19 protein-coding genes are annotated in these 20,319 nt (G+C 73.3%); 5 read left to right on the forward strand and 14 right to left on the reverse strand.

The window, feature by feature from the left end; genetic code table 11:
• The gene (gene mnmA, locus FED44_RS33265) at window positions 1–1,110 is read right to left on the reverse strand and encodes a tRNA 2-thiouridine(34) synthase MnmA (RefSeq protein WP_111698822.1); all 1,110 of its coding nucleotides are present in this window, start codon (window positions 1,108–1,110) and stop codon (window positions 1–3) included.
• An 86-nt stretch (window positions 1,111–1,196) separates the two neighbouring features.
• On the opposite strand from mnmA, the gene FED44_RS33270 reads away from it, so the two are divergent.
• The 3 genes from FED44_RS33270 (at window position 1,197) to FED44_RS33280 (ending at window position 3,848) form a co-directional block, all read left to right on the forward strand.
• Window positions 1,197–2,237 carry a DUF695 domain-containing protein gene (locus tag FED44_RS33270; RefSeq protein ID WP_138463152.1) on the forward strand — a complete coding sequence of 347 codons (1,041 nt, stop codon included), beginning with the start codon at window positions 1,197–1,199 and terminating at the stop codon, window positions 2,235–2,237.
• 148 nt (window positions 2,238–2,385) lie between these two features.
• Window positions 2,386–3,306 (forward strand): Rieske (2Fe-2S) protein, encoded by a 921-nt coding sequence (locus FED44_RS33275; RefSeq protein ID WP_208759313.1) that lies wholly within the window; start codon window positions 2,386–2,388, stop codon window positions 3,304–3,306.
• The gene (locus tag FED44_RS33280) at window positions 3,303–3,848 is read left to right on the forward strand and encodes a hemerythrin domain-containing protein (RefSeq protein WP_111698826.1); all 546 of its coding nucleotides are present in this window, start codon (window positions 3,303–3,305) and stop codon (window positions 3,846–3,848) included. The genes FED44_RS33275 and FED44_RS33280 overlap by 4 nt, the downstream gene beginning before the upstream one ends.
• A 33-nt stretch (window positions 3,849–3,881) precedes the next feature.
• On the opposite strand, the gene FED44_RS33285 is transcribed toward FED44_RS33280, so the two are convergent.
• Entirely contained in the window at window positions 3,882–5,036 is a 1,155-nt protein-coding gene (locus tag FED44_RS33285; RefSeq protein WP_138463153.1) for a cysteine desulfurase family protein, read from the reverse strand.
• Window positions 5,037–5,156: 120 nt separating this feature from the next.
• Here FED44_RS33285 and FED44_RS33290 point away from each other — a divergent pair, with 120 nt between their 5' ends.
• Window positions 5,157–5,648 (forward strand): TetR/AcrR family transcriptional regulator, encoded by a 492-nt coding sequence (locus tag FED44_RS33290; RefSeq protein WP_138463154.1) that lies wholly within the window; start codon window positions 5,157–5,159, stop codon window positions 5,646–5,648.
• A gap of 253 nt (window positions 5,649–5,901) precedes the next feature.
• Complete coding sequence (locus tag FED44_RS33295) at window positions 5,902–7,119, forward strand: MFS transporter (RefSeq protein ID WP_138463155.1); 1,218 nt, start codon at window positions 5,902–5,904, stop codon at window positions 7,117–7,119.
• A gap of 43 nt (window positions 7,120–7,162) precedes the next feature.
• Here FED44_RS33295 and FED44_RS33300 read toward each other — a convergent pair whose 3' ends face one another.
• From FED44_RS33300 to FED44_RS33355, 12 genes are all read right to left on the reverse strand, one after another.
• Window positions 7,163–7,696 carry an SRPBCC family protein gene (locus FED44_RS33300; protein WP_165900513.1) on the reverse strand — a complete coding sequence of 178 codons (534 nt, stop codon included), beginning with the start codon at window positions 7,694–7,696 and terminating at the stop codon, window positions 7,163–7,165.
• Between the two features lie 171 nt (window positions 7,697–7,867).
• Window positions 7,868–8,821, reverse strand: coding sequence for an electron transfer flavoprotein subunit alpha/FixB family protein (locus FED44_RS33305; protein ID WP_111698836.1), 954 nt, complete (start codon window positions 8,819–8,821; stop codon window positions 7,868–7,870).
• 11 nt (window positions 8,822–8,832) lie between these two features.
• Window positions 8,833–9,612, reverse strand: coding sequence for an electron transfer flavoprotein subunit beta/FixA family protein (locus tag FED44_RS33310; RefSeq protein ID WP_111698838.1), 780 nt, complete (start codon window positions 9,610–9,612; stop codon window positions 8,833–8,835).
• A 264-nt stretch (window positions 9,613–9,876) separates the two neighbouring features.
• Entirely contained in the window at window positions 9,877–11,106 is a 1,230-nt protein-coding gene (locus FED44_RS33315) for a serine/threonine-protein kinase (protein WP_111698840.1), read from the reverse strand.
• Between the two features lie 32 nt (window positions 11,107–11,138).
• The gene (locus tag FED44_RS33320) at window positions 11,139–13,040 is read right to left on the reverse strand and encodes a serine/threonine-protein kinase (RefSeq protein ID WP_138463156.1); all 1,902 of its coding nucleotides are present in this window, start codon (window positions 13,038–13,040) and stop codon (window positions 11,139–11,141) included.
• 11 nt (window positions 13,041–13,051) lie between these two features.
• Window positions 13,052–15,256 (reverse strand): serine/threonine-protein kinase, encoded by a 2,205-nt coding sequence (locus tag FED44_RS36840; protein ID WP_208759314.1) that lies wholly within the window; start codon window positions 15,254–15,256, stop codon window positions 13,052–13,054.
• Window positions 15,257–15,362: 106 nt separating this feature from the next.
• Complete coding sequence (locus tag FED44_RS33330; protein WP_111698842.1) at window positions 15,363–15,878, reverse strand: YbaK/EbsC family protein; 516 nt, start codon at window positions 15,876–15,878, stop codon at window positions 15,363–15,365.
• 59 nt (window positions 15,879–15,937) lie between these two features.
• Entirely contained in the window at window positions 15,938–16,792 is an 855-nt protein-coding gene (locus FED44_RS33335; protein WP_244302476.1) for a M55 family metallopeptidase, read from the reverse strand.
• Window positions 16,777–18,003 (reverse strand): DUF6395 domain-containing protein, encoded by a 1,227-nt coding sequence (locus FED44_RS33340; RefSeq protein WP_138463157.1) that lies wholly within the window; start codon window positions 18,001–18,003, stop codon window positions 16,777–16,779. The genes FED44_RS33335 and FED44_RS33340 overlap by 16 nt, the downstream gene beginning before the upstream one ends.
• A 6-nt stretch (window positions 18,004–18,009) precedes the next feature.
• The gene (locus tag FED44_RS33345; RefSeq protein ID WP_138463158.1) at window positions 18,010–18,360 is read right to left on the reverse strand and encodes a hypothetical protein; all 351 of its coding nucleotides are present in this window, start codon (window positions 18,358–18,360) and stop codon (window positions 18,010–18,012) included.
• Between the two features lie 56 nt (window positions 18,361–18,416).
• Entirely contained in the window at window positions 18,417–19,196 is a 780-nt protein-coding gene (locus tag FED44_RS33350; RefSeq protein ID WP_138463159.1) for an enoyl-CoA hydratase/isomerase family protein, read from the reverse strand.
• Window positions 19,197–19,232: 36 nt separating this feature from the next.
• The gene (locus FED44_RS33355) at window positions 19,233–20,291 is read right to left on the reverse strand and encodes a glycosyltransferase family 4 protein (protein WP_138463160.1); all 1,059 of its coding nucleotides are present in this window, start codon (window positions 20,289–20,291) and stop codon (window positions 19,233–19,235) included.
• Window positions 20,292–20,319: the final 28 nt, after the last annotated feature.

Consider the following 20,319-nt stretch of genomic DNA (forward strand, 5'->3'; position numbering starts at 1 on the left):
TCAGACGGCCGAGGCGATCGTGGCGGAGCCGAGGACGGCGTCCCCGTCGTAGAGGACGGCCCCCTGGCCCGCCGCGACGCCGGTGGCCGGACGGTCCAGCTCGATGTGCAGCTCGCCGCCGGACAGCTGGGCGCGGCAGTCGTACACCTCGCCGTGCGCGCGTAGCTGCACCCGGCACGTGATCGGCTCGTACGGCTCCGGCAGCGGCCCGTTCCACACCGGACGCTCGCCCACGACGGCGCGCACCTCCAGCGAGGCGCGCGGCCCGACGGTGACCGTGTTGGACACCGGCTCGATCGACAGCACGTAGCGCGGCCTGCCGTCGGCGGCGGGCCGGTCGACGCGCAGGCCCTTGCGCTGCCCGATCGTGAAGCCGTACGCCCCCTGGTGGCTGCCGACCACCTGGCCGGTGAGCGCGTCGACGATCGGCCCCTCGGCCGCGCCGAGCCGCTCGGCGAGGAACGCCCGGGTGTCGCCGTCGGCGATGAAGCAGATGTCGTGGCTGTCCGGCTTGTCGGCCACGGTCAGCCCGCGCCGCGCGGCCTCCTCGCGCACCTCGGCCTTGGTCGACCCGCCCAGCGGGAAGATCGCGTGCGCGAGCTGCTCACGGGTGAGCACGCCCAGCACGTACGACTGGTCCTTGGCGTCGTCGACGCTGCGCCGCAGCACGCCGTCCTCAAGCCGCGCGTGGTGGCCGGTGGCGACGGCGTCGAAGCCGAGCGCGAGCGCCCGGTCGAGCACCGCCTCGAACTTGATCTTCTCGTTGCAGCGCAGGCAGGGATTGGGGGTGCGCCCTGCGGCGTACTCCCCGACGAAGTCCTCGACCACGTCGCGGTGGAACCGTTCGGCCATGTCCCACACGTAGAAGGGGATGCCGATGACGTCGGCGGCGCGGCGCGCGTCGCGGGCGTCCTCAAGGGTGCAGCAGCCGCGCGCGCCGGTGCGGTAGGACTGCGGGTTGGACGACAGCGCCAGGTGGACGCCGGTCACGTCGTGCCCCGCCTCGGCGATCCGGGCGGCGGCCACCGCGGAGTCGACCCCGCCGGACATGGCGGCGAGGACGCGGAGCCTTCCCGTGGGCTTTCCGGTGGGCTTTGCTGTGGGAGCCATAACAGTTCGAGGTTACCGCCCCGATGCCGGCACGGGCGCGCGCCCGCGTTGGCATCGGGGCGGGCGGGCTGGGAGGATGCGGGGTCATGCGACTGTTCGGGCGCGAGAGCGAGTCCGCCGACCCCGCCGAGGCCATCGCCGCGTTCTGGGCCTGGTGGGACCAGGCCCGTCCGGGGATCGACGCGCACGTCGAGGCGGAGGATCCCGAGGCCCTGGCCGAGACCATCGGCCCGGCCGTGGCCGCGCTGCACCCGTCCCTCGTCTGGGAGGTCGTGCCCGGGCGCTTCGCCGTGCACGCCCTGGTAGTCAGCGCGTCGGGCGATCCGGAACTGCGGCCGTTCGCCCACCGCTGGGCCCTGGCCGCGCCGCCGGTCGACGCGATGTGGGAGTTCCACCCCTCTCGGCAGGCGAACCCGCAGGCCGAGAACGTCACGATCGACGTCGGCGGGCGGGAGTTCGGGCTCGACCGGCTGGTGGTGGCGCTGCGCGTGCCGCCCGGCACGCCGCGCGTGGACGTCACCGCCTTTCACCCCATATTTCCGGATATCGATGACGACGCCCGGATGGAGGCGGCCCTCACCGCCCTCGACTGGCTGCTGGGCGAGGACGAGGTGGCCCGCTGGGTCGGCGAGATCCGGGCCGCCGAGTTCGAGCCGATCGACGCCCTCCCGGCGATCCACCTGCCCTCGGTCGTCGCCGACGTGGCGGAGGGGTTCAAGGAGGAGCAGTGGGCGCTGCTGGAGGGCCACACGGCCACCGGCGCCCGCCTCACCGCCGCGGCCCGCTATCCCCTGCGCCCGGTCGACTTCCCGCTGTTCGACCAGCACATCGCCGTCACGCTGCCGTACGAGCACGCGGACGCGGACGGGCAGCCCGCCGGGGCCTCCCTGGACGCGCTGCGCGAGTTCGAGGAGCGGCTGACCGGACGGCTGGCCGCGCACGGCTCGGCCGTGCTGGCGGCCCACCTGAGCGCCGACCGCACCCGGACGCTGCATCTCTACGCCGACCCCTCCGGGGACGTGCCGCCGGTGATCGAGGAGGTCGCGGCCGGCTGGAAGGAGGGACCCGCCCGGATCGAGACGGCCGAGGATCCCTCCTGGAGCGCGGTCGCCCCCTTCCTGACCTGAACCGGCTTCCTGCCCCGAACCAGAAATTCAGCGCGTTTCATGACATACGGGATGGGCACGCCGCGATAGACGCGACGCGCGGGCGGGCGCCCGCGTTCCACCCGTTCCCGCAGCCTGCGGGGCCGATCCGATGGGATTGGGGTCGGACATGGCTCACCGCGCACTGGACCGGATGATGGACGCGATCGAGGGCGAAGGCCGCCTCGACCGGCCGGGCCATCGGCTCGAACAGGGTCTCGCGTTCACGGAGAACCTCCTCGGGGTCACCAGGGGCCGCGCCCGCGGCCTCCTGCACGGCGTATGGCTGGGACACCCCCTTCATCCGCTGCTCACCGACGTCCCGATCGGCTCGTGGACGACGGCGCTGGTCCTGGACGTCACCGGGCGCAGGCGGGCCGCGCGGACGGCCGTGGGAGTCGGCCTCGCCGGAGCGCTGGCCGCGGCCGTGACCGGCCTGCACGACTGGCAGCACACCCACGACAACGCCCGGCGGGTCGGACTGGTCCACGGCACGCTCAACGCGCTCGCCCTCGGCCTGTACGGCTGGTCGTGGTGGCAGCGGGGCCGGGGCCGCCATCTGCGCGGGCGGCTCGCCGCCCTGCTCGGCTATCCCGTGATCATGGTCAGCGGCTACCTCGGCGGCGCGCTCACCTACAACCACCGGATCGGGGTCGACCAGACGGACCGGCGGCTCGAACCACGCCGTTTCACCCGGGTGCTGGCCGAGCGCGACCTGGCCGACGGCAGGCCGCACCGGGCGCTGGCGGGAGGTGTGGAGGTCGTCCTGGTCCGCTCGGACGGCCGCGTCCACGCCCTGGAGGACGCCTGCCCGCACCTGGGCGGCCCGCTGTCCCAGGGCTGGCTCCGCGACGGCTCCATCACCTGTCCCTGGCACGGCTCGGCGTTCGAGCTGCACAGCGGAGAGAGCCTGAACGGCCCGGCCGTCACGCCCGCGCCCTGCTTCCAGACCCGCGTACGCGACGGGTGGGTCGAAGTGCGCCGGGCGCCCAGGGTGGTCACCGCGCCGCCCGGAAGCACCCTCGTCCACCAGCAGGAGGTGCGGCCATGAGAAGGCGGCCCGAGGTGCTCACCGAGGTGCGGGAGGCGCCGGAGCGCGAGAAGGCGACGCGGGTGCTCGTGGAGCACCACGAGGTGCTGCGCGGGCTCATGCGGCGCCTGCTGGCGACGCCGCGCTCCCAGCCAGGACGGCGGCGCGCGCTCGCCGACGAGCTGTTCGACGAGCTGCGGATGCACGAGGTGATCGAGGAGGAGATCTTCTATCCCGCGATGCGGGACGTCACCCCGGGCATCGCGGCCGCCTGGTCCGAGCACCGCCAGCTCAGCGACCAGCTCGCGGCGCTGGTCCGGGCCGACCCGCGCACCGGGCGGTTCGACCGGGAGCTGGGGGTGATGCACGACGCGCTGGAGTCACACGCCCACCTGGACGAGGAACGGGAGATGTTCCCCGAGATCGAGCGCTTCGCCGACGAGGACCTGCTGGTCGAGCTGGGTGACCGGCTCCGGGACCGGCTGGAGCGGTTGCGCTCGTCACGGCGCACGCGGATGGTCCTCCGCCTGCAACGGGCGCTGCTGCGCCGGACCGCCCGATAGCGGCGTACGGCGGAGGTGTACGGCGATGGCGCGCTACGACAGGCCGGCGCGGCGGGCGCGCTCCACGACCTGTCCGATGACCTCGGTGACCCGGTCGACGTCCTCCTCGGTGGACGTGTGACCGAGCGAGAAGCGCAGCGAGCCACGGGCGCGCACGCCGTCCTGACCCATCGCCAGCAGCACGTGGGACGGCTGGGCCACCCCGGCCGAGCAGGCCGAGCCGGTGGAGCACTCCACGCCCTTGGCGTCGAGCAGCATGAGCAGGGCGTCGCCCTCGCAGCCGGGGAACGAGAAGTGGGCGTTGGCCGGCAGCCGGTCCGCCGGGTCGCCGTTCAGCACGACGTCGGGGACGGCCCGCCGTACGCGCTCGACGAGGTCGTCGCGGAGCGCCGACAGGCGCTCCGCGGTCGCGGGCTGCCGCGCGACGGCGGTCTCGACGGCCGCGGCGAACCCGGCGATGGCGGGGGCGTCGAGCGTGCCGGAGCGGATGTCGCGTTCCTGCCCGCCGCCGTGCAGGACGGGGACGGGATCGACGCCGCGCGCCAGCAGCAGCGCCCCCACGCCCACCGGCCCGCCGACCTTGTGGCCGGAGACGGTCATGGCGTCCACGCCCGAGTCGGCGAACGAGACCGGAAGCTGGCCGACCGCCTGCACCGCGTCGGTGTGGAACGGGATGCCGTGCTCGTGCGCGATGGCGGCCAGCACGCGCACCGGCTGAACGGTTCCCACCTCGTTGTTGGCCCACATCACGCTCACCAGCGCGACGTCGTCCGGGTCGCGGGCGATGGCCTCGCGCAGCGTCTCGGGGTGGACCCGGCCCTGTTCGTCGACCGGGAGTAACTCGACCCGGGCGTCATGGTTGTCGCCCAGCCAGTGGGCAGGGTCGAGGGCGGCGTGGTGCTCGATCGCGCTGACCAGGATCCTCGGCCGCTTCCTCGCCCAGAACAGGCCCTTGATGGCGAGGTTGTCGGCCTCGGTGCCGCCGGCCGTGAACACGACCTCGCTGGGCCGGGCGCCGAGCGCGCCGGCGATCGTCTCGCGCGACTCCTCGACGACCCGACGGGCGCGGCGGCCCGCCGCGTGCAGGGAGGAGGGATTGCCCACCTGGCCGAGCTGGGCCGTCATCGCCTCGATCGCCTCGGGCCGCATCGGGGTGGTCGAGGCATGGTCCAAGTACGCAGATCCCATGACCCCTCCCCTGAACGCCTTTTCGTGCGCACCAAGCGTAGCCGGGGAGAAGGGGAACACCGGAACGGTGTCGCAAGTTAACCGTCCAGACGGTACAGTAGGCGGCATGAGGAGGGTGGCATGAGGCGAGACGAGTTGCTCGACGCGGCCGAGGCCCTGCTGCAGGACCAGGGCGCCCAGGCCCTGACCCTGGCGGCGGTGGCCGAGCGCGCCGGCGTCAGCAAGGGCGGCCTCCTCTACCACTTCGCCAGCAAGGAGGCGCTCGTCAAAGGGATGATCGAGCGCCTGATCGCCGACTTCGACGCGCTGATCGAGGCCCAGGGGGAGAGCACCTACACGCGGTCCTACCTCGCCGCGACGTTCGAGGCGGTGGAGACCGGCCGGCTCCGGCGCTGGGCGGTGGTCACGGGCGCCGCCGGCGATCCCGCGCTGCTCGCGCCGCTGCGCGAGGCGATGGCCCACTGGATGCGGCAGGGCCTGGACGACGAGCCCGACCCGCCGGCGTCCCAGATCGTACGGCTGGCCTGCGAGGGCGTCTGGGAGGTCGCCACCCACTGTGCGGCGATCATCGACTTCGCCGCCGTCCGCGCCAGGCTGCTCGCCCTGTTATAGGGCCCTTCTCAGCAGGCGCCGTCGCGGCGCTCTGGGCATCTTGTCTGCGCAACTCGCCCGCGTAACCCGTGCGCGCCCGCGCGGAATCTATGACGCGCCGCACCGGCGCGGACCGTGCCCACTACACCGAGCCGCACGCGCGACTGGTGGTCGCCCTTCCTTCCGGCTGATGCCGTGAAAGGGCGACCTGCTGCTGTGTGCCCACTTCTCCGGGTTCGGAAACCCACTTGACACACATGGAAAGGAAGCTGTGATGACCCGCGCTTTGAGGAAGGCCCGTCACGGGGCAGTCCTCACCTTCGTCCTGGCCGGCCTGATGTGCGGAACGTTCACCGTGCGCCTCCCCGCGCTGGCCGACCGGCTCCGCCTGCCGGAGTCGTCGGTCGGCCTCGCCCTGCTCGGCTGGGGAGTCGGCGCGCTGCTGACGATGCAGATCATGCGCGTCGTGCTGGGCAGAGCCGGGAGCCGCGGCGTCCTGCGCGCGGCCGTTCCCCTGTGCGCGGCATCACTGGTCCTCGTCGCGCTCGCGCCGACCTTCCCCGCCCTGGTCGCCGCCACCGCGCTGTTCGGCATGGCGTTCGGCGCGGTCGACGTCGGCATGAACGCGCAGGGCTCCCTGGTCGAGCGCGCGTACGGCCGGCCGATCATGATCGGCATGCACGCGGGCTGGTGCGTCGGCGCGATCTCGGCGGGCCTGCTGGGCACGGCCGCCATCGCGCTGGGCCTGTCCCTCACCACCCACATCCTCCTGGTGGCCCTGATCTCGGCGCCCGCCGCGCTGGCTCTCAGCCGCACCCACCTGCCCGACCGCGCGCCGGAGACCGGCGCCGCACGGGAGAGCGGCCGGGCCCGGCGGAGGCTGCCGGGGGTCGTCTACCTGCTCGGTGCGATCACCTTCGCCGCTTTCATGGTCGAGGGCGTCGTGGCCGACTGGAACGGGCTCTACCTGCTCGGCACGCTGCACGCCTCCGAGGCGGTCGCCGCGCTCGGCTACCCGGTGTTCGAGGCCGGCATGCTGGTCGCGCGGCTCGGCGGCGACCGGCTGCGTGGACGCCTCGGCGCCCGCGCGCTGATCGCCCTCTCCGGCGGGGCCACTGCCCTGGCGTTCCTCGCCGTCATCGCCGCGCCGGTGACGGCGGCGGCCGTGGCCGGGCTGTTCTTCGTCGGGCTCGCGGTGGCGACGATCTCACCGATGGCGCTGTCGCTCGCGGGCACCGCGACGGCCGAGCCGGGCCCCGCGATCGCGCAGGTGAGCGCCATGGGCTACGCGGGACTGCTGCTCGGGCCGGTCGTGATCGGCTTCCTGTCCGCCTCGGCGTCGCTGCGGCTGGCCATGGGCGTGGCCGTCGTCCTCGGCGTCGTCATCGCCGCTGCGGGACGGCTGCTGCCTACGTCCCGTACGGAGATCGTCCCGCTGCGGGCGTCCGCCCGGGACGGCGGCGAGGAGCCTCACCTGCCGCTGGCCGCCTGACACCCGCGCCTAGGCCCGCCCGGGAACCGGCCGGGGACGGCGGTCACCCCCGGCCGGCCTTGGCGGTCTCCTCGGCGAGGGAGACGAGCCGGTCCACGGTCTCGGGCAGCGCGCCGCCCAGGATCTTCTTCATGATGGGGGTCAGCACGAGCGCGGTCGGTCCCTTCACGACGACCTTGAAGGTCACCTCGCGCGTGCCGTCGCCGCGGTCCTCGATGGTGTGCTCCCAGTCCATGAAGGTGCCCCCGGGCAGGAAGAACCGGTCGGTGTACCTGCGCATGGGGTCGCACTCGATGATCTCGAAGCGGACGGCCGACTGGCCCTTCAGCTTGACGTGACCGGTGGCGCCGAGGGCGAACGGCCCCTCGTCGAGGCGGATCCAGTCCAGCCCGTCGTCCCAGCGGACGCGCGCGGGAACGTCCTCCCAGAGGGGCCAGATGTGCTCCGGCTCGGCCGTGGTCTGCCGCGTGACCGTGATGAGGTGCGTGGTGCGCAGTTTTCCGAGCGCGGCCACCGTCGCGGCGATAACCGCCGTGCCGGCCGAACCACGTATGAGCATCTTGATCGCGCTTGCCATCCGAACCATCCCCTCGAATCTGGCCGTCTGTCTGTATCATACGTATGTATAAGACAAATTGCCAGGGATCGCGGTGATTTCGAGCGAGATCGCCCCACTACCCTCATACAACCTCATGAACGCCGGAAGCGGCGCCGCGTCAGCCGCGCGGCGCCGCTTCCGGTCCAGGTGCTACTTGCGCTTCTCGATCTCTTCGGTGAGCTGCGGGACGATCTGGAACAGATCGCCCACCACGCCGTAGTCGGCGACTTCGAAGAGCGGCGCCTCGGCGTCCTTGTTGATCACCACGATCGTCTTCGAGGTCTGCATGCCGGCCCGGTGCTGGATCGCGCCGGAGATGCCGGCCGCGATGTAGAGCTGCGGCGACACCGTCTTGCCGGTCTGCCCGACCTGGAACTGGTGCGGGTACCACCCGGCGTCGGTCGCGGCGCGCGAGGCGCCGACCGCCGCGCCGAGGGAGTCGGCGAGCTTCTCGATGATCGCGAAGTTCTCGCCCGAGCCCACGCCCCGGCCGCCGGAGACCACGATCGCGGCCTCGGTCAGCTCGGGCCGGCCGCCCTTCTCCTGCACGACCCGCTCCACGATCCGCGCGGCGCGGGCGGCGTCCGACAGGGCGACCTCCACCTTCTCCTCGGCGCCGGCCCCGGCCGCCGCGACGGGAGCGGTGCTGTTCGGCCGGACGGTGATGATCGGAATGCCCCTGGTCACCCGGCTGTGGACGTTGACGCCGCCGCCGAAGATCGACTGCTCGGCGACGAAGCCCTCGCCGACGCCCACGGCGTCGGCGATCACACCGGAGTCCGTCTTGATCGCGAGCCGGCCCGCGACCTCCTTGCCCTCACCGGTGGCCGCGAGGAAGACCGCGGCCGGGGAGCGCTCGGCCACCAGGTGCGCGAGCACCTCGGCCTTGGGCGCCGCCACGTAGTCGCCGATCTCGTCGGCCGCCGCCACGTAGATCTTCTCCGCGCCGTACTCGGCGAGCCTGGCCTTCGCGCTGTCCGAGTAGCCGGGGCCGGCCCACACCGCGGCCGGTGCGCCCAGCGACCGGGCCAGGGTCAGCAGCTCGAAGGTGACCTTCTTGACGTCTCCGTCGACGTGGTCGACGAGAACCAGGATCTCACTCATCTCGCAGCCCCTCAGATGAACTTCTTCGACGCGAGGAACTCGGCGGCCCTGGCGCCGCCGTCACCCTCGTCCTTGATCACGGTGCCCGCGGCCCGGGGTGGGGCGGCGGCGAAGTCGACGACCTCGCTCCAGGAGTTGGCGAGGCCCACCTGGTCGGCCGCGATGTCCGCGTCGGCGATGCCGAGCGTCTCGACCGGCTTCTTCTTGGCGGCCATGATCCCCTTGAACGACGGGTACCTCGGCTCGTTGATCTTCTCCACGACGGACACGACGGCCGGCAGCGAGGCCTCGACCTTGTCGTAGCCGTAGTCGGTGATCCGCTCGACCCGGATGGCGGTGCCCTCTACCTCGACCTTGCTCGCCAGGGTGAGCTGGGGGGCGCCGAGCCGCTCGGCCAGCATCGCGGCGAGCATCCCGGTGCGGGCGTCGGTCGACTCCGAGCCCAGGATGACCAGGTCGAAGCCGATCTTCTTCAACGCCTGGGAGACGGCGTAGGAGGTGCCCAGGGCGTCCGAGCCGTGCAGCGCGTCGTCGTGCAGGTGGACCGCCTTGTCCGCGCCCATCGCCAGGGCCTTGCGGATGGTCTCGGTGGTCTTGGCCGGGCCCATGCTCAGGACGGTGACCTCACCGCCGTGGGCCTCCTTGAGCCGCAGCGCCTCCTCGACCGCGTACTCGTCGAGCTCGTTGACGACGCCGTCGGCGGCGTCGCGGTCGAGCGTCTTGTCATCGGACCTCAGCTTGCGCTCGGTCGCCGTGTCGGGGACCTGCTTCACGCAGACGACGATGTTCATGGCCGGTGGCCGACCTCCCCTTTCCGTACGGCTGACGCCGCGGTTTCGGTACGTGGCGCGGGGTACGCGCACGTGCTGCAAGACTGCCAGGTGCTCGCGGGCGCGAGTGCGCAGGTGGCCCGGGTGTCGAGCATGTCCCTGGTCCCCCACGCACAATGTTACCCATCGGTAGCTTAGGTGCAAACCCCCAGGTCTTTACGGACCCATCTCACACTACCGAACTTTGTTCCGGAATCCGGGGTCCGCAAGCCGCCGGTGTGCGGGTCAGCTCGCGAACACGAGCATGACGAGGATGAACACCACGGTGCCGACGGCCATGAGCAGCGTCGTGGTGCTGAACAGCGTGCTGAGCAGCGCCCAGACCCCGACGGCGCCCGCACCGCCGGCGGCGTCCACCACGAGCCTGCGCCGCCGCGACCGCGCCAGCAGCACGAACCCCGCGTCGGCCACCAGGGCGATGCCGTAGAGGACCAGCAGGAGAAGCGACACCTCCGGGAGGTTCGCCCGCGCGGCGGCGGCGAACAGGCCCACGACCACCGCGGAGCCCACGACCCAGCGGCGGTGCAGCTTCTCCCGGCGCGCGGCCCGCGGGTCGTCCACCTCCGCCCGCTTCGCGCTCCGGCCGGGCCGCCGATCACCCGGCCGCCACTCGCGGGTGGACGCCTCGGAGAGGGCCCGACGCGAGGCCTCGAAGCCGTCCGGCATCGGCGCGGCCTCGTTCAGGCGGGCGGCCAGCCCGGCCGTCTCCGGACGGGCGGCCGGATCGCCGCTCAGGCACCGCTCCACCAGCGGGGCGAGCCACGACGGCACGCCCGACAGGTCGGGCTCCCGGTGCACCACCCGATAGGCGACGGCCGCCGCGGGCCCCGTCCCGTACGGCTGCCGCCCGGACGCGGCGAAGGCCACCGTCGCCCCCCAGGCGAACACGTCGGCCTCCGGCCCGGCGTCCCGGCCCTCCAGCACCTCCGGGGCCAGATAGCCGGGCGTGCCCACCACCGCGCCCGACGCGGTCACCGACGCCGACTCCAGCGCGCAGGCGATGCCGAAGTCGATCACGTACGGCTCGCCGTCGGAGACGATCACGTTGGCCGGCTTGAGATCGCGGTGGACGACCCCGGCCGCGTGGATCGACTCCAGCGCCTCCGCCAGCCCCAGCGCCAGCCGCAGCAGGGCCGCGCCGGCGACCGGCCCGTCCTTCGCCACCACCGTGCTGAGCGGCCTGCCCTGCACGTACCGGGTGACGATGTAGGGCCGCTCCCCCGACAGCGAGGCGTCGAGCACCTCGGCGACGTGCCGCCCGCGCACCCGGCGCATGGTCTCCACCTCGCGCGCCAGACGGGTGATCGCGAACGCGTCGGAGGCGACGTGGGGATGCAGGATCTTGACGGCGACCGTGCGCCCGTCGGCGTCGAGCGCGAGATGGACCTCTCCGAACCCTCCCGACCCGAGCGCGGAGATCAAGCGATAAGGACCGATCTCTTCCGTCGTGCCCATTGCGTCTCCCGCTTCGCTCGTCGGGGCGGGGATCAGGTCCAGAAGGTCAGGAAGCCCAGGCCGATGCGGTCCATGATGTCGCCCACGACGCCGCCGATCAGGTTGACGACGGTGTCCTCACCCTTCCGTTGGAGATCCCCGACGATTTTGTCGATCGCCACCGACGGCGGCCGCCAGGGAACCCAGGAGGCGTCCGCGGACAGCGCCGTCATGACCGCGAACAGCGCGACCATGCCGACCACGATCGTGACGATCATGCCCGCGCCCGGGCTGCGGATCACCGCGGTGAGCGTACGGGCCACGGCCCTGCGCGGGGCCTTGCCGCCGGGCAGGAGGAACAGCCCGGCGACGAAGGCGCCGGCCGCGTAGGCCGCGGCGGGGTCGGGACGCACTCCGCCCAGGTAGTGGAAACCGCCCCAGCAGCACATGGCGAACATCACGGCCAGCGGCACCTGTACCACCGTGGCCAGACCGGCCCGGATCAGCGCCCACGGCATGCCGAGCACCGCGAGGAGCGGGTCGGCGCCGCTGCTGCCCCGCGCGGCCCGGCGGTCGGCGAGGTCGCCGAGCAGGTACTGCCCCACCCTCAGGCACAGCGCCGCCACGGCGGCGAGCAGGCTCACCACCACCGGCAGCAGGCAGGCCAGCGCCACGAGCGTGGCCAGCAGCAGGGCCGCGAGCACCGGATGCCGCGCGCGGTAGGGAGCCCGCAGGGGCTCCGGCGCGTACGGCGCGGCCGGTTCCGGGGCCGGCGGCCGCGCGACCTGCGGCTCGGGATAGCCCGCCACCCGCTGGTCGGTGTGCGGCTGGAAGACCGCCGGCTGGTACGGCGGCGGGGGCGGGCCCCCCTGGCCGTACGGCGGGGCCTGCGGGTGCGCCGGAGGCGGCGCGGACACCGGGCGGCGCTGCTTCGGCGCCCGGGGCTCCCGGTAGGGCCGCTCCGGCGCCACGTAGTTCACCGGCGGCAGCAGGTCGGAGTAGCTGTCGTCGTCCGACGGCAGCACGCTGGTCCGGCCTCCGTTGCCGCTGCCGTTGCCCTGGCCGCTGCCGGGGGCCGTCGTCTCGTCGAGCAGGCGGGTGCCGTCGAGGACCCTCGTCCCGCCGTCCTGCGGCGTCTCCCGCAACACGGTGACCGTGGGGTCGAGCGACCGGGTGAGCCGCAGCAGCGACGCGGCGGTGGGACGCGACGCGGCGTCGGACGCCAGCGCGAGGCGGAGCCAGCCGCGCAGCCAGACCGGCGCGAAATCCACCTGGGCCTTGCCCTCGAGGATGTTGTAGCAGACCGACTCGAACGTGCCCGAGCCGAACGGCGGCTTGCCGGTGACGCCGAAGAACACCGTGGCCGCCAGCGCGTGCACGTCGGCCGCCTGGGTGATCTGGGTGTCCCGGATTATCTCGGGGGCGAGGTAGCCGGGCGTGCCGACGAACATCCCGGTCTGGGTGAGCCGCGTCGCGTTGACGAGATGGGCGATGCCGAAGTCGATGACCAGCGGTTCGCCGTCCACAAGCATGACGTTGGCCGGCTTGAGGTCGCGGTGGATCACGTCGGCCGCGTGGATGGCGACCAGGGCCTCGCACAGGCCGCGGGCGAGCCGGACCACGGCGTCGCCCCGGAGCGGGCCGTCCTCCAGCACGGTCTGCTCCAGGGTCCGCCCGGGGGCGTACCGCGTGACGATGTACGGCGCGGCGCCGGTCAGGTCGGCGTCGAGGACCTCGGCGACGCGCCTGCTGCGCACCCGCCGCATGGTCTCGACCTCACGGGTCAGCCGGTCGCGGGCCTTGAGATCGGAGGCGACGTGCGGGTGCAGGACCTTGACCGCGACCTCGCGCCCCTCCGCGTCCAGGCCGAGGTGGACCACCCCCATGCCGCCCTCGCCGAGCTGCCGCAGCAGCCGGTAGGGGCCGATCCTCTCGGGAGCCTCAGTAGCCGACATCTCGTCCCCCGTCACCCATACCCCGCCTGGTTCCGCAGGTCCCTGAGCCGATCAAGTACTGACAGAACGTCGATAGGGCCCCAGAAGTGCCCTGCTGTTTGTTTACCCAGGAGGGCGGCGAGCGCGATCGCCGCCGTGAGCACCGCGACCGCGCCGATCCCCCAGGCGAGCCCCTGCGCCGCGCCGTCGCCGGGGGCGAGCGAGGCGAGGGTCCGCCGCATCTGCCGGCTCGGGCCGGTCACCCCCGGCCCGGCGCACAACGTCCACAGCGCCACCGCGACGCCCCAGCTCAGCGCGGCGAGCAGGGGCGCCGACCCCACGAGCACGGTGAGCGCCAGCGTCACGGCCAGCCCCAGGACCAGCGCGTACGGCACGAGCGCCAGCGTGATCCCGGCGGACCTGACGAGCGCCGCCGGCCGGCCCAGCACCCGCAGCACGTCCGTGGCCGCGGCGCCCGCCGCGCGGCGCGTGTTGAGGTGCGCCTGGTCGAGGTCGGCGGCGCGGAGCAGCACCGCGACCGGCACGGCCACCAGGCAGACCAGCATCGGCGCGACGACCGCGAGACTCGTCATCACGACGAGCAGCAGCGCGCTCGCCACGCCGTACGCCCTGGAACGCTGGAGCAGCCCGCCGGGCGGGAACGGCGGCACGGTCGGCGGCGGCACCCGGACCGTCGGCATGTACGCCACCGGATTCTGCTGGTGGGCGTTCTGCCGGTCGAGGTTCTGCTGGGGCGGATAGTGCTGGTGGATGTGCGGCGTCTGCTCGTAGATCTCGGGCGCGTGCCCGAAGAGGGCCTGGTCGCGGGCCGCGACGTCCCGGTGCCCCGGCCCGGGCGGGCCCGCCTCGCGCGGGGCCTGGCGTGGCGGCGCCGTGTCGTGCGGCAGGGCCGTCCCGCCGGTGACGGCCTGGCGCACCTCCTCGGAGGTGACCCGCCGGGTGGGGACGTCCCCCTCCGGCCGCAGCATCGGCGTGGGCCACTCGTCGGGCCCCGTGGCCGACCGGCCCGCGCCGGCTCCTGTGCCTGGGCCTGTACCGGCGCCTGTGGCAGGGCCTGTGCCGGGGTGCGGGCCGGGGCGGTGCGGGGGCGTCCGGGTGGGGATGTCGCCCTCCGCCGGCGACCCGAGGCCCGCCTTCCGCAGGTCCTCCCCGGTGACCCGCACGGTCGGGAAGGGATCGCCGCCCTGACCCGCCACGGGCGTGTCCCGCAGCAGGGAGACGAACTCCTCCGCCCGGTCGGCGGGGCGGGACGGCGTGACCGGCGGCGTCGCCACGGGCGCGACCGGCGGCGTCACCGCCGGCCCGGTCGCCTGTGGTCGCACCGGCGGCCGGCCGCCGAAGTCGGGCATCCGCTGGCTGCCGGTGTCGTCGACGTTGGGCACCGTCATGATCTCGTCGGGCACCCGTGGCCTGCCCCCCGCGCCCTGCGGCATCAACCGGCCGACCTGCCGCACCAGCTCGGCCGACGTCGGCCGCCTGGCCGGATCGCGGTTGAACGCGGCGCGCAGCACCGGCTGGATCGGCCCCGGAGCGGCGTCCACGTTGGCCCGGCCGGAGGTGATGTTGAAGAAGATCATCTCCAGCGTGCCCTTGCCGAACGGCGGCTGGCCGGTCGCGGCGTACAGCACGGTGCCGGCCCAGGCGTGCACGTCGACCTGCGGCCCGGCCTCGTGGCCCTCGATGATCTCCGGGGCGAGGTAGCCGGGCGTGCCGATGAACATCCCGGTCTGGGTGAGCCGGGTGGCGTCCACCGCCTGGGCGATGCCGAAGTCGATGAGGACCGGCTGGCCGTCCAGCATCAGCACGTTGCCCGGCTTCAGGTCGCGGTGGATGACCCCCGCGGCGTGGACGGCGGCGAGCGCCTCGGCCACCCCCATGGCGATCTTGAGCACACCGTCGAGGGGCAGCGGGCCGTCCTTCTTGACGATCTCGTCCAGCGCCCGTCCCGGCACGTACCGCGTGACGATGTACGGCCGGCGGCCGGTGACGTCGGCGTCGACGACCTCCGCGATGTGCCGTCCGCGCACCCTGCGCATGGTCTCGACCTCGCGTGACAGCCGCCTGCGCGCCACGTCGTCCCCCGCCACCTCCGGGCGCAGGACCTTGACCGCCACCTGCCGGCCCTGCGGGTCCAGGGCGAGGTGGACCACCCCCATGCCACCCTCACCGAGCCGCCGGAGCAGCCGGTACGGGCCGAGTCGGTCGTCTTGATTCATCGCCTTAGCACCATACCGACTAAAAGAACGCCCATGAGTGAACCATCGCGCCACATCTCCGCTCAGCACAACGGAGAAATGACGCGAACGGTTTCCGGGCGGGCGATCACATGGTGAGCGCGAGGACCTCGCCCCGGGTCGCCGCGACCAGCGCCTCGCCGGAAAGCGCCAGCTTGGAGCGGCGGACGCCGCTGCCGATCACGACGAACGGCCGCCGGGTCACGTTTTCGTCAACGAGCACCGGCCAGCCGTCGGGCAGCCCGATCGGGGTGATGCCGCCGTACTCCATGCCGGTCAGTTCGACGGCCTCCGCCTGCGGGGCGAAGGACGCCTTCCTGGCGTCCAGATGACGGCGTACGACCCCGTTGACGTCCGCCCGCATCGTGGCGAGCACCATGACGGCCGCGTACCTCGTCTCCCCGCCGCGTCTGGCGCTCACGACGACGCAGTTGGCCGAGTCCTCCATCGCCACGCCGTACCGCTCGCAGAAGGCCGCGGTGTCGGAGAGGCCGGGGTCGATCTCGGCGACCCGCGGCGGCACGCCGAGCGAGGCGACGGCCTTGGCCACCGGATCGGCGAGCAGATCCGGCCGCTCGGAGACGGGAACCCAGTCGAGTGGCATTCGGTCCTCCTTGACCGCGCAGGTGCAGTTGGGGTTACGGGCGCCGGGAGGGCCGGGCGTCAGCCGTACCGGCCGCTGCCGCAGGCGACCTGCCCGCCGATCATGGAGAAGAGCCCGAACAGGGCCATGATCTCGTGGTAGTCGCCGGTGTCGAACTCGGTGTGCCGGGGGTCCGCGAGCCGCACGCCGGGGATGATCGCGCAGGCCGCCGCGATGGCGGTGGAGTTCCACTCCACGCCCAGGGTGTACGGCGGCTCGACCACGTAGGGCCGGAAGTCGGCCAGCCGGCCGAGGGCCCGCGCCGTGCCCTCGCGGATCCGCCGCCAGGCGACGGCAGGGGGCAGCAGCTCGGCGGAGAACCTGTCCACGCCCTTCTTCACGGCGACGGTCTCGACGTCGCCGAGCAGTTCCCGCGCCTCCTCGCAGACCGCCTCGTCGCCGGCGACGAGCGCGACCGGCACGCCCATCGACCCCGCGAACCCGGCGACCAGCCGGGTCTCGCCGCAGATCTCGCCGTTCAGGTAGACGTTCTGGATCTCCTTGCCCATCCAGGTGTGGTTGAGCACGCCGTGCGCCACCCCCGCGCGGGCGTGGTAGCCGGCGAGGCAGGCGGCGTCCATGCCGGCGACGAGGCCCTGCCCCATGCGGTGCGGCTTGCCCGGCCCTCTGATGAGGGTGGCCCGCTCGTCCAGCAGGTCGATCCTGAGGTTCTTGGTGGACCCGTGCGCGTCGTTCACCAGCACGGACTCGGCGCCGGCGTCGAAGGCGCCCTGGACGACCGCGTTGGCGTCCCCCGTCATCAGCTCACAGCCGCGCTCGTAGCCCCGGCCGCCGTGGTGCATCTCCTCGGGGTCGGTGAGGCCGGTGACCCCCTCCATGTCCACCGAGAGGTAGATCTTCATACCGCCGTCCATGCCTCCACCTGGCGCTGCTCGTCCGCGGTCATGAGCCCGATGTGCTCCCGCATGTAGGCGCCGACCTCCCCGCGCCAGGGCTCCGGCGTCTCGTCGATCGCGGGGGGATAGCAGCGGTCCATCCAGCGGGTGGACTCCACGGTCGCCCGGAGATGCTCCGCCGCCCTGGCGAACGGCGTGGTCTCGATGCCCGGCACCCGCGCGCAGCCGTACTCGATCGTCTCCTGGCCAGGGTACGGCGGCGGCTGCTGCCAGACGCGGGCGGGGACCGACGCGGCGGTGAGTGTCGTCTTGAGCGGGCGGCCCTCGACGGCGGCGAGGATCAGCTCCTTACGCAGGCACTTGCCGCACTTCTGGCATGGTCCCGACATGTCGCCACGCAGACACCAGCGCACCAGGTGCGCGAGGTCGGAGCCCAGCGCCATGCGCATGGTCACGGGCTCGCTCACCCCGCCCACCGGGAGCACCAGCGGAACCCCGGCGGCGGCGTACAGCCGGCCCCACGGCCCGTGCGTCGCCCACATGGGGTTGTCCGATGCGAAGCGGTCGGCCTGCCGGCCGTTGTCGAGCCATCGCGACCCCATCTCGTAGCCCAGGGCGACGCCGCCCAGATCCAGATCGTCGGCGAGGAGCAGCGCCCCCACGGTGACGGCGTGGTGCTCCGGGTAGCCGGGCCGGGGGCGGCTGAGCAGGAACTCCAGGTCCGACGGGACGATGTGGAGCTCCCGGCCGGAGCGCCGGGCGAGATCCGCGAGCACCTCGGCGCGGTAGTGCGTCCACCTGTTCGGCACGCGTGGGTGGCTCACCCGCTGGAAGTGGACGAAAGGCGCGTCGGGGAACATCGCGGCCACAGCCATCGAGTCGGCGCCACCGCTGTAGGAGACGGCCAGGCGGGCGCCACTCCTGGCGTCCTCTCCCACCGGCCCGGCGTCCACCCCCCATCCCGTGCGCAGCGCCTCGGCGAGTCCCGGGGAGATCGGCCGGTCGAAGGTCACCCGGCGACGGGTCCACGGGGCGACGACCGTCCAGGCGGACAGCGCGAGCAGGTCGGGGTGGGGGGACCCGCCACCGGCTCCCGTGTGGACGTGACAGGAGTTCGTCCGCAGTTCGACCGGGGTGCCGTCGGTGCAGGCCCCCGTGGTCCCGTCCTCGGGGTCGAGCAGGAAGACCAGCCGCCACACGCCCTCGTCACGCGTCCATGTCACCCGCATGACCGGCTACCCCACGCGCCCGGAGTCGCCCACGCGCGCCGACAGGTAGTCGATCGCCTGCCAGATGCGCATCTCGTTCTGCAGCAGCGTGTCGACCGCCTCGGCGGTCTCGGTCGCGAGGCGGTGCGCCTCGGCCGCCTTCGGGTCGGTGGCCGCCCTGGCCGGCGCCGCGTTCCCCCGCCGCAGCCGGTCGATCTCGTCGCGCAGCGCCACGACCTCCCGGCGGAGCATCTGCACCTCCCACAGGGCGTCCTTGAGGTCCTGCCGGTGGTCGGGTTTGGTGACGTACCGCGAATCGAGCCGGGACAGCAGCGCCCGGCGCAACCGCGACGGGGTCAGGACTCGCAACCGCATCATGAACCGCCACGATAGCGGCATTTTGGAGCGATCTCGGCTCAACTCCGGAGGCGGTCTCAGCGGCCGGTGAAGGTGGGACGGCGTTTCTCGGCGAAGGCCGTCATCCCCTCCCGGGCGTCCTCGGTGGCGAACAGACCGGAGAACTGGAGCCGCTCGATTTCCAGGCCGGTGTCCAGGTCGGTCTCCAGGCCGTGGTCGACGGCCAGCTTGGCCGCCCGGATCGCGGCGGCCGGTCCCCCGGCGAACGTCGCGGCGAGTTCGAGCGCCGCCGGATAGACCTCCTCGTCGGGGACCACCCGGTCCACCAGTCCGATGGCGAGCGCCTCCGCGGCGGACACGTGCCGCCCGGTGAAGATCAGGTCCTTCGCCCTGGCCGGGCCGACGAGCCGGGGCAGGCGCTGGGTGCCCCCCGCGCCCGGGATGATCCCCAGGTTGATCTCCGGCTGGCCCAGCTTCGCGCTCTCGCCCGCCACCCGGAGGTCCGCGCACAGCGCGAGTTCGCAGCCGCCGCCCAGGGCGTAGCCCGTGATCGCCGCGATGACGGGCTTGCCGATCCGGGCGACGGCGGTGAAGCAGCCCTGCAGCGCACGCGAGTGCACGGCCATCTCGGCGTAGGACATGACCGCCATCTCCTTGACGTCGGCCCCGGCGGCGAAGACGCGCTCACCGCCGTACAGGACGACCGCGTGCGCGTCCGGATCGGCGTCCACGAGCCGCGCGGCCTCCGCGATCTCCTCCTGGACCTGCCGGTTCAGCGCGTTCATCTTCGGCCGGTCGAGCCGGATCGTGGCGACGTGCCCGGAGGTCTCGACCCTGACGAATTCACCTTCACCCATGAGCCTCACCCTAAGACCCCCGCCCCGGGACGGAGATCAGCGTCCGAGCGGGAGGGGCTGCCGGGGAGCGCCGGCCGCCTGCGCCAGCACCTTGCGGTACACCTGCTCGTATCCCTGCACCATGACGGGCAGGTCGAAGTGCCGGTTGACCCGGGCGCGCACCGCGTGCGGGTCCAGCGCGGAGACCGCCTCGATCGCGGCCGGCAGTTCGGCCGGCGTGTCGCGGACGAACCCGGTCACCCCGTCCACCACGATCTCCGGGACCGCGCCCCGGCGCAGCGCCACCACCGGCGTGCCGCAGGCCATCGCCTCGATCATGACCATGCCGAACGGCTCGTCCCACAGCAGCGGGAGCACCAGGCACCGGGCCCGCGAGAACAGCTCGCTCTTGAGGGCGGCATCCGCCTCCCCCAGGTATTCGGCGTCCGGGCCGAGGAGCGGCGACACCCGCCGGCGGAAGTAGGCGAGCTCCACCGGCTCGGCCTGCCGGCCGACGAGCAGGATGTGGCGGCCCGCCGCGCGCGCCGCCTCGACCGCGAGGTGCGCGCCCTTGTCGGGGCTCATCCGCCCCAGCCACAGGACCCAGTCGTCCTTGTGCTCCCGGAACGGCCATGCCGCGGCGTCCACCGCGTTGTGCACCCGCCCCACCCAGTTGAGGTCGGGCGCGCAGGCGCGCTGGGCGGCGGAGATGGCCACCAGCGCCACGTCCGGCCCGAGCCCGCGGTAGTAGTCGCCGAGCTCACCCCCCACGTCGTTGTGGCAGGTGACGATCGTCGGCACGAACCGGGCGGCGGCGGTGAGCGGCCCGGCCAGCGAGTGGTCGTGGACGACGTCCACGTCCAGGCTCCGCAGCAGGCGGGCCGCGCCGGCCGCGTGCACCACCTCGGGGAAGGGGTCGCCGATGCGCGCCGAGGGCGGCTCGTCGTAGGTCCGCAGGTCCACGGTCCGGCCGGCCCCGATCACGGTCACCCGGTGGCCCCGGCGCCGTAAACCCTGGACCAGCCCGTGCACGACCGTCTCGATGCCGCCGTACGCCCGGGGCGGGACGTCGTACCACGGCGGCGCGACCATCCCGATGTGCAGCGCCTGTGCCATGGTGCGGGTCTACCCCCCTCACCTGCGG

Origin of the sequence: Microbispora triticiradicis (assembly GCF_005864065.1) — a bacterium.
Classification (GTDB): Bacteria; Actinomycetota; Actinomycetes; order Streptosporangiales; family Streptosporangiaceae; genus Microbispora; species Microbispora triticiradicis.